General features: G+C 38.9%; 9 protein-coding genes and 1 tRNA gene. 3 read left to right on the top strand and 7 right to left on the bottom strand.

Going from position 1 to position 8,770, the window contains the following annotated elements:
- Positions 1-115: 115 nt before the first annotated feature.
- Both ACTG7Q_RS06110 and ACTG7Q_RS06105 read left to right on the top strand, forming a co-directional pair.
- On the top strand, positions 116-565 hold the full coding sequence (locus tag ACTG7Q_RS06110) for a hypothetical protein (RefSeq protein ID WP_439241930.1): 450 nt from the start codon (positions 116-118) through the stop codon (positions 563-565).
- Between the two features lie 24 nt (positions 566-589).
- Positions 590-1,225 (top strand): hypothetical protein, encoded by a 636-nt coding sequence (locus ACTG7Q_RS06105; protein ID WP_439241928.1) that lies wholly within the window; start codon positions 590-592, stop codon positions 1,223-1,225.
- A gap of 53 nt (positions 1,226-1,278) precedes the next feature.
- Here ACTG7Q_RS06105 and ACTG7Q_RS06100 read toward each other — a convergent pair.
- Positions 1,279-1,354: transfer RNA gene (locus ACTG7Q_RS06100), tRNA-Gly, on the bottom strand.
- Positions 1,355-1,451: 97 nt separating this feature from the next.
- Entirely contained in the window at positions 1,452-2,000 is a 549-nt protein-coding gene (gene orn, locus ACTG7Q_RS06095) for an oligoribonuclease (protein ID WP_439241926.1), read from the bottom strand.
- Positions 2,001-2,095: 95 nt separating this feature from the next.
- Between orn and rsgA the strand changes: the two genes are divergently transcribed.
- Complete coding sequence (gene rsgA, locus ACTG7Q_RS06090; RefSeq protein WP_439241924.1) at positions 2,096-3,142, top strand: small ribosomal subunit biogenesis GTPase RsgA; 1,047 nt, start codon at positions 2,096-2,098, stop codon at positions 3,140-3,142.
- Between the two features lie 64 nt (positions 3,143-3,206).
- On the opposite strand, the gene argA is transcribed toward rsgA, so the two are convergent.
- The 5 genes from argA to potA form a co-directional block, all read right to left on the bottom strand.
- Positions 3,207-4,523 carry an amino-acid N-acetyltransferase gene (gene argA, locus ACTG7Q_RS06085; protein WP_439241922.1) on the bottom strand — a complete coding sequence of 439 codons (1,317 nt, stop codon included), beginning with the start codon at positions 4,521-4,523 and terminating at the stop codon, positions 3,207-3,209.
- Positions 4,524-4,707: 184 nt separating this feature from the next.
- Positions 4,708-5,811, bottom strand: coding sequence for an extracellular solute-binding protein (locus ACTG7Q_RS06080; protein WP_439241920.1), 1,104 nt, complete (start codon positions 5,809-5,811; stop codon positions 4,708-4,710).
- Positions 5,812-5,973: 162 nt separating this feature from the next.
- Entirely contained in the window at positions 5,974-6,744 is a 771-nt protein-coding gene (gene potC, locus ACTG7Q_RS06075; RefSeq protein WP_386692969.1) for a spermidine/putrescine ABC transporter permease PotC, read from the bottom strand.
- Positions 6,744-7,604 (bottom strand): spermidine/putrescine ABC transporter permease PotB, encoded by an 861-nt coding sequence (gene potB, locus ACTG7Q_RS06070; RefSeq protein WP_439241918.1) that lies wholly within the window; start codon positions 7,602-7,604, stop codon positions 6,744-6,746. The genes potC and potB overlap by 1 nt, the downstream gene beginning before the upstream one ends.
- Entirely contained in the window at positions 7,585-8,706 is a 1,122-nt protein-coding gene (gene potA / locus ACTG7Q_RS06065) for a spermidine/putrescine ABC transporter ATP-binding protein PotA (protein WP_439241947.1), read from the bottom strand. The genes potB and potA overlap by 20 nt, the downstream gene beginning before the upstream one ends.
- Between the last annotated feature and the right edge of the window lie 64 nt (positions 8,707-8,770).

Below are 8,770 nucleotides of genomic sequence, written 5' to 3'. Positions count from 1 at the left end.
CCTACATTAGATTGAAAAATAGTCAATTTTCGCAAGGATTATAATCCTTTTAGTTGTTATTGACATAACAACTAAAACACCTCTGTATATAAAAATAATGAATAGGAGTTTCAACATGAAGAAAGCTATGATTGCATTAGCATTGGCGGGATTGGCAATTTCTGCTCAAGCCTCCATCGATGATCTAAAAATTGCAACAGTTAAGAAAATTTATCAGCCTTTATTTAGTGATAAACGGCCGAATTATTATAAATTGGCGACAGCTGACTTTAAAAAAGTAATAGATTGGGATGACCGAGTAGCAAAGAAAATTGGTGAAAGTTGTATTGATTTTGATCCTATTATTAGTGCGCAAGATTATGATAAGCAGGAAATCAAACGTACGATTGAATACCGAACCTTACCCAATGGCAATGTTCAAGTCTCTTTCCGTAATTTTAATGAACTTAATAAAGTCGAATATGCGCTTTCTTGCACAAGCAATAAATGCCTGATTGATGATATTGGTGGGTTTAAACAAAGTATTAAAAGTTGTTTAAAACTATATTATTCGAAATATAAATAAACGTGATTGATAAAGGAGTGTTCTATGAAAAAATCTGTTTTATGGCTTGCCTTGCCTATGTTATTAAGTAGTTGTGCTGAAGCGAGCCAATTTTTAACATCGGCTTTAAAAGATTCCAAGATGCCGGATTATGAAACCTATGAAAAATTAGCAACTAGCAATAATAGTGTAGAATTTGAGCAATATTTTAAAAGACAATATACAGATGATTGGCCTAACCTTAAGTTGGATGTTAATTTGGTCAACAGTGATATTTTTTCTTGGTACAATAAAGAATTGTTCAGTGATAAAAATCGTTATTCTGAGGTCATCGGGAGTGTTGATACTGATGATAAAACTCGTCCAACATTAAATTTGAAGTTTAGTTCAGTGCTAAATTTTACACGTACAAATTTTTATAAACTATTAGAACTCAGCCCAAATGATGTCAAAATTGAGATTTTAAAACAAATTTGTTATGAATATCGATACTCAGCACTTTTTTATAAATTGACATTGAAAAGCGGAAAAAACTTATATCTGGTTGAAGACTCAGGTTCAGGTAATGCTAGTGCTCAAACATCTCTGAAATTTTCTAAAAAGAAACTGAGCTGTGACAGTGTGGGATATGAGGAAAGAGGTAAGATTTCTAAAGAAACCATTCAGTTTTTTGAACAGTAGCTTTATTAAGATTTCAAGCATAAAAAAGGACGCTCAAAGCGTCCTTTAAAATTTGGAGCGGGAAACGAGGCTCGAACTCGCGACCCCGACCTTGGCAAGGTCGTGCTCTACCAACTGAGCTATTCCCGCAGAGCGACATGCAATATGTCGAAAACAGGTCTTATTATAAGAAAAAATTTCTGTCGTGCAAGCAGAAATTTTTATTTTCTGTTTGTTTGTAGAAATTCTAATCTAATTTAATAAAATGTTCACGGTAATAAGCGAGTTCTTTAATACTTTCCCGAATATCATCTAACGCTAAATGGGTGTTTTCTTTTTTAAATCCCTCTAACACTTTAGGTTTCCAACGGCGAGCCAGTTCTTTGAGTGTGCTGACATCCAAATAACGATAGTGGAAATAATCGGCTAAATCGGGCATATATTTAAATAAAAAGCGTTTATCTTGTGCCACGCTATTGCCACAAATAGGGGATTGGCCTTTCGGTACCCATTTTTTTAAGAAATCAAGAGTTTGTAATTCGGCCGCGTGTTCGGTGAGCTTGCTGGTTTTGACGCGTTCAATTAAGCCATTTTCTGTATGGGTTTTCACGCACCAATCACTCATTTTGGCTAATAATTCATCAGATTGCTTAACCGCTAAAACAGGACCTTCGGCAAGGATATTTAAGTTTTTATCCGTGACAATGGTGGCGATTTCAATAATTCGTTCTTTTTCGGGATCTAATCCTGTCATTTCTAGATCGATCCAAATGAGATTTTCTTTATCTTGTGGCATAATATCAAGTATCCTATATTGAATTTGTGCTATTGTAGCAAAATTCCCAATTATAAAATAGATAGAAAAATCACCGCACTTTTAAGGAAATCTCATTGGCAAAGCAAAAATTGACCCAAAACCAAAAACGGCGTATTCATCGTAATAATGCAAAAGCCTTAGATCGTCATCAACGCCAGCAGAAAAAACAAATAGATTGGCAAGATGATATGCTAGGGGATACGCAAGATGGGGTGGTGGTAACCCGTTATTCTATGCACGCGGATGTGGAAGATGAACAAGGCCATATTTTCCGTTGTAATTTACGCCGCACGTTGGCGAGCGTGGTAGTGGGGGATCGGGTCATTTGGCGTAAAGGGCTGGCGCAATTACAAGGGATTAGTGGCGTGATTGAAGCGGTGCAACCCCGTCAAAATGAACTGGCTCGCCCTGATTATTATGATGGTTTAAAAGTCATGGCAGCCAATATTGATCGCATTATTATTGTGTCTGCCGTGTTGCCAACCCTATCATTGAATATTATTGACCGTTATTTAGTGATTTGCGAAACGGCGAATATTCCAGCAGTGATTGTGTTAAATAAAGTGGATTTGCTTTCTGAGCCGGCACTGGCGGAAGCAGAACAACAGCTAAAAATTTACCAAGATATTGGTTATCAAACTCTGATGATTTCCGCCCAAACGGGTAAAAATATGCAAAAATTAACCGCACTTTTAGCTTCTGGCACCTCTATTTTTGTCGGGCAATCGGGGGTAGGGAAATCCAGTCTGGTCAATCAAATTATGCCAGAAGTCAATGCGGTAACCAATGCGGTGAGTGAAAACTCAGGCTTAGGACAACATACCACCACTTCATCACGTTTATATCATTTGCCACAAGGGGGGAATCTGATTGATAGCCCGGGTATTCGAGAATTTGGTTTATGGCATTTAGAACCCGAGCAAATTACGCTGGGTTATCGTGAATTTCAATATTTTCTCGGCACTTGCAAATTCCGTGATTGTAAGCATTTAGACGATCCGCAATGTGCCTTACGAGAAGCTGTTGAACAAGGCAAAATTCACCCCGTGCGTTTTGAAAATTACCACCGTTTGATATTAAGCCGTGATGAAACGAAATCACAGCGACATTTTGTGGGTTAAGCATGGTGTAACTACTCAGTACTATAAAAGATGCGGAGCATCGTTACTATTATAACCCTGTACGTCAGTGCAGGGCTAAATCCTGAATCAAAATCTTAGACCGCCGTTGGTAATTATAATGTTCTCGTTTTTCCTGTGGCAGATCTTCTACATTGGCGACGCTAAATCCTCGTTCTTGAAACCAATGAACGGTTCGGGTCGTGAGAACAAATAATTTTTCAATGCCTAAATTTTTTGCTCGTTTTTGAATGGCTTCTAATAGAATATCACCACGAGAGGAGTTACGATAATCAGGGTGAACAGCGACACAAGCCATTTCAGCCATTTTTTCCTGCTGGTAAACATTTAATGCAGCACAAGCGATAATGACACCATCTCGGTCAATAATCGTATATTTTTCAATATCCATTTCTAATTGTTCACGAGAGCGTTTGACTAAAATACCTTGTTGTTCTAATGGGTGAATTAATTCAAGTAAACCTGGTATATCACGTGCGGTGGCAATGCGAATATCTTCTGAATTATCCATTGAAAGCTGTGTTCCCACACCGTCACGGGTAAATAATTCTTGCAATAATGAACCGTCTTCTTCATAACTTAATAGATGCGAACGTTTAACCCCTGCACGGCAAACATCAATGGCAGCTTGTAGAAAGCGAGCTTGGGAACTGTGATAAAGATCGTTGTGAATAAATTCTTGCAGATATTCAACGGCATCTTGTGGTAATAAATCCGAAATGGTTTGTTTTTGTGGGTCTAAAATCCCTTGTGTGGCACTAAAGCCAATCAGTTTTTCGGCTTTAATTTTAATCGCAACTTGTGTCGCAATTTCTTCAAAGGGCAGATTAAAACTTTCTCCCGTCACGGAGGGGGCAATAGGTCCGATTAACACGATCGCATCACGATCTAACTGTTGTTGAATATTTTCTACTTCAATACGGCGGAGTTTACCACTTAATAAATAATCGACACCATCGTCCACGCCAATGGGTTGTGCTAGAATAAAGTTACTGCTGACCACATTGAGTAAAGGCGAATGGGGAAGTCGCATTGACAGTCTTGAAGTAATATCATAATTCAGTTTTCCCACCGCTTGCTTGACCAAATCAAGGGTTTTTTGATCGGTAATCCGAATATTTTTATGATATTGTGGTTTAATCTGATGTTGTAAAAGCAATTCATTAATTTGCACTCTCGCACCAAACACAATGATTAATTTGATCCCTAAACTGTGTAATAAACGAATATCGCTGATAATATTAATAAAATTTGTACTCGCAATCGTATCCCCATCAAGCATAATCACAAACGTTTTACCACGGTGCATATTGACATAAGGGGTAGATTGACGAAACCATTGGACTAATTCGGAGCTGTGCATAATATCTTCCTTTGGGGTATTTTATATATTTATTCATTTATTATGAATATATATTCATTTTAATCCCTACGCAAGCAAAATTATGTGAATGAGAGAAATTTATTTTATGTTTGGGGTTGTTTGAGATAAACAAAAAGTGCGGTGAAAATCACCGCACTTTTTTAAGTTATCAAATTCCGCAATATTATTTCGCTGCTTTTAGCTCTTGATAATATTTTTCATATAATTCAACCGCTTCGCCAACATCATCTTGCCAGTAAGATTTTTGCAAGACGTCAGCCGTTGGGTAGATGGCCGGATCGTTGGTGATCTCTGCGGGTAATTTCGCTTTTGCTTTTAAGTTAGAGGTTGGATAACCAATTTCTAAAGTTAATTGCTCAGACACTTTTTCACTTAACATATAGTTAATTAATTTGTGTGCGGCGTCTGGGTGTTTGGCATTAGCAGGAATCGCTAAAGTATCAACCCATAATACTGGCCCCTCTTTCGGGAACACCATATCAATGGTATCTGGTGATTCTTTTTTGGCAATACGTACAGAACCATTCCATAATTGACCTAATTCAACTTCGCCAGAAATAAACGAGTTCGCTGGGTTGTCTGAATTGAAAGAAAGTACGTTTGGACGCAATTTCAATAATTCTTCGTAAGCGGCTTTGATTTCATCTGGGTTGGTGGTATTTGGATTTTTACCTAATTTCACTAAGGCAATATTAAACACTTCACGCGCGTCATCTAATAATTGCACTTTACCGGCAAATTCAGGTTTCCATAAATCACCCCAAGAAGTGAAATCAGATCCTTTGTAGGTTTTGACGTTATAGGCAATACCCGGTGCACCTAATAATTGTGGTAAAGAGTATTTGTTACCCTTGTCGTAGTCTTTGTCTAACCAATCCGGATCGAGTTCCGCAATCACTGGTAATTTGCTGTGATCTAACTCTTTTAACATCCCTTCACGTGCCATTTTTGACACGAAATAGTTTGACGGTGCAATCACATCGTAACCGTCAGCCCCTGCACCTTGTAATTTCACTTTGGCATACATGGTTTCGTTAGATTCAAGGCTTGATACGTTAACTTTGATACCGGTTTCTTTGGTAAATTCGTCTAATAAACCATCTGGTACATATTCCGTCCAAGTATAAAGATTGACCACTTTATCTTCGCTTGCTGCTGGGGTGGCCGCAGGGGCTGCAGAAGTTTCAGTTTTGGTTTCTTTATCGTTACAACCAGTCAAAGCAACAGCGACTAAGCTAACTGCGAAAAGACCTGCTAATTTTTTCATTTAAGATTTTCTCCGTTGAGAGTAAGTAAGAGTATCCGCTTTTTATTTTTTCAAATAGAAAGACATAAAAAAACGCCTGACTTTGGGCTAGAGACTAGCTTCGGGTCGGGCGCTATTTTATGTTGAAACGTTGGTTTTGTCTAGGCTTTCTCTAGGTTTTGCCTATATTTTCTCTTTCTTATTAATCAACTGACCGATCACCACTAATAACAAGGAAAGTACAATCATGATCGTGGCGAGGGCATTCACTTCAGGGGTGACACCCGTTTTCACCAAGGAATAGATTTTCAATGGTAAAATTTCATAGCTTGCACCGCTGACGAAAGAGGACACCACAACGTCATCTAAGGATAGGGTGAAACTTAATAGCCAACCTGAAATAATCGCAGGCAGTGCGAGGGGTAAAATAATTTTACGCAAAATCGTCACTTCACTGGCGCCTAAGTCTCGAGCGGCTTCAAGCATACGCAAGTCAAAACCTTTTAAGCGAGAGAACACGCTGACCACCACATAAGGTAAACAGAAGGTGATATGGGCGAGTAATAGCGACCAAAAACCTAATGAAATGCCCACAATCATAAACAAGGCCAATAAAGACACCGCCATGACGATATCGGGGGACATCATCACCACAAACAACATACCGCTGACCGCTTGTTTTCCACGGAATTTATAACGGTATAAAGCAATAGCCGTTAAGCTACCGATAATGGTGGCCAAAGTCGCACCCACAAAGGCAATGACGACCGAGTGAATCGCCGCTTGAATTAACGTATCATTGTTAAATAAACGCTCATACCAGTTCCAAGTAAACCCTTTCCAACTTAACCCATAACGGTCACCGTTGAACGAGTTACCCACTAAAATCACGATGGGGATATACAAATAGGCATATACCACCAACATAAAACCACTACGTAGGATACGACCCATTATTCTAGCTCCACTTTCTTATTCAGTAATTTATTCGCTTTATAATAAACGAAAATTAATAACGCCATTAAAATGGTTAAGCCAATACTAATCGCCGAACCAAATGGCCAGTTACGAGAAATCAAGAATTCGCTCTTAATCACGTTACCCACTAACAAGACTTTTGCCCCGCCTAATAAGTCTGCTACATAGAACATTCCCATGGCAGGCAGTAATACCAGTAAGCAACCAGAGACAATCCCTGGCATGGTCAATGGAATAATGATTTTCACAAAACGTTGGAATCCATTGGCACCTAAATCTTTGGCCGCCTCTAATAGGCGAAGATCTAATTTTTCAATAGCCGAGTAGAGTGGCAAAATCATAAAAGGTAACAGCAAATAAACTAAGCCAATAATCACCGCAATTTCGGTATTTAAAATCCGAATCGGTTCGCTAATAATCCCAATGGATAATAACAAGCTGTTTAAAATGCCTTTTACCCCAAGGAACACTTTCATACCGTAAATACGAATCAATGAGTTGGTCCAAAATGGCAACACCAACAGGAACATCAACAGTGGGCGGTATTTCTCCTTGATTTTTGTCATGATAAAGGCGAACGGGTAGCCGATCACCAAACATAAAATCGTGGCAATGCCTGACATATACAAGGAATTCCACACCACGGTGCCATATAACGGCTCGAATAGTCGAGTGTAGTTTTCAAAGGTAAACGGCAACGCATAGAAATTGCTGGAATCTTTGCTTAAAAAACTCACCAAAAAGACAAGAAAGTTCGGTGCAAAAACAAAGAAAATCAGCCACGCAAAAATAATGCCGACCGTAACCTTTTGGAATTTATTGGTGATCATTTTCATCGTTTAATACCACTTCCCATTTTTCAATCCAAGTCACCGCCACTTTTTGATCTAAGGAGTGATCGATATTTGGGTCGTCCTCATTAAAGAATTCGCTGACCAGTACCATTTTGCCGTTATGTTCTAATTCAACGGTGGATTCCAAGGTCATGCCTTTATAGTTACGTTCACGAATGTAACCGATAATGGCACTAGATTGTTCATTTTCATCCAGTTCTTCAAGCAACACATCTTCAGGGCGTAACAATACTTTGAGTTTTTGCCCCTCATGCACTTCTTGATCCACATAAATATCACAAATGCGACCTTCTACATTGGCTTTTACACGTTTTTCATCCACACGGTGTAACACAGTGGCGTCAAAAATATTGATTTCGCCAATAAATTTCGCCACGAATAAATTACGCGGTTCTTCGTAAATTTCTCGTGGTGAACCGTCTTGTTCAATATTGCCTTTTCTTAACACAATAATGCGATCAGACATGGTTAAGGCTTCTTCCTGATCGTGGGTCACGAAAATAAAGGTAATGCCTAATTGACGTTGTAAAGATTTTAATTCATTCTGCATTTGCTTACGCAACTTGTAATCCAATGCAGACAAGGATTCGTCTAATAATAAGACTTTCGGTTTATTCACCACCGCACGGGCAATGGCGATACGTTGTTGTTGACCACCGGAAAGTTGGCTTGGTTTGCGTTCCGCCATGTCTTCCAATTGCACCATACGCAAGGCGTCCAGTACACGGGGTTTAATTTCTGCTTCAGGGACTTTTTGCATACGCAATCCAAATGCCACGTTTTCAAAAATGGTCATGTGTGGAAAGAGCGCATAGCTTTGGAACACGGTATTGACATGGCGTTGTTCGGCGGGAATATGGGTCACATCTTCACCGTCAATAATAATTTGGCCGCCGTTGACTTCTTCAAAGCCCGCAATTAAGCGTAAAACCGTGGTTTTACCACAGCCTGAAGGGCCTAGAATCGTGATAAATTCACCGTTATTAATGGTGAGATTGAAATCTTGGATAATGGTGTTATCACCATAGGATTTTGTAAGAGAACGTAACTCAACAATGGGTTTTGGCGTTTCTTCCAAAACGATAGGGTTAGTCGTTTTTTCCACTAGCTTTGGTTTTCTCCCTGAAAAACTAATATGGATTAGTTAA

Source organism: Lonepinella sp. BR2474 (assembly GCF_051851555.1).
Lineage (GTDB): Bacteria > Pseudomonadota > Gammaproteobacteria > Enterobacterales > Pasteurellaceae > Lonepinella.
Note: the sequence above shows the minus strand (reverse complement) of the source record. Positions and strands in the feature narration are given on the sequence as shown.

Excerpts from the sequence above, each read along its gene's own strand:
- potC (WP_386692969.1), bottom strand. The coding sequence starts at position 6,744 with ATGGGTCGTATCCTACGTAGTGGTTTTATGTTGGTGGTATATGCCTAT.
- ACTG7Q_RS06105 (WP_439241928.1), top strand. The coding sequence starts at position 590 with ATGAAAAAATCTGTTTTATGGCTTGCCTTGCCTATGTTATTAAGTAGT.
- ACTG7Q_RS06080 (WP_439241920.1), bottom strand. The coding sequence starts at position 5,811 with ATGAAAAAATTAGCAGGTCTTTTCGCAGTTAGCTTAGTCGCTGTTGCT.
- argA (WP_439241922.1), bottom strand. The coding sequence starts at position 4,523 with ATGCACAGCTCCGAATTAGTCCAATGGTTTCGTCAATCTACCCCTTAT.
- orn (WP_439241926.1), bottom strand. The coding sequence starts at position 2,000 with ATGCCACAAGATAAAGAAAATCTCATTTGGATCGATCTAGAAATGACA.
- ACTG7Q_RS06110 (WP_439241930.1), top strand. The coding sequence starts at position 116 with ATGAAGAAAGCTATGATTGCATTAGCATTGGCGGGATTGGCAATTTCT.
- potB (WP_439241918.1), bottom strand. The coding sequence starts at position 7,604 with ATGAAAATGATCACCAATAAATTCCAAAAGGTTACGGTCGGCATTATT.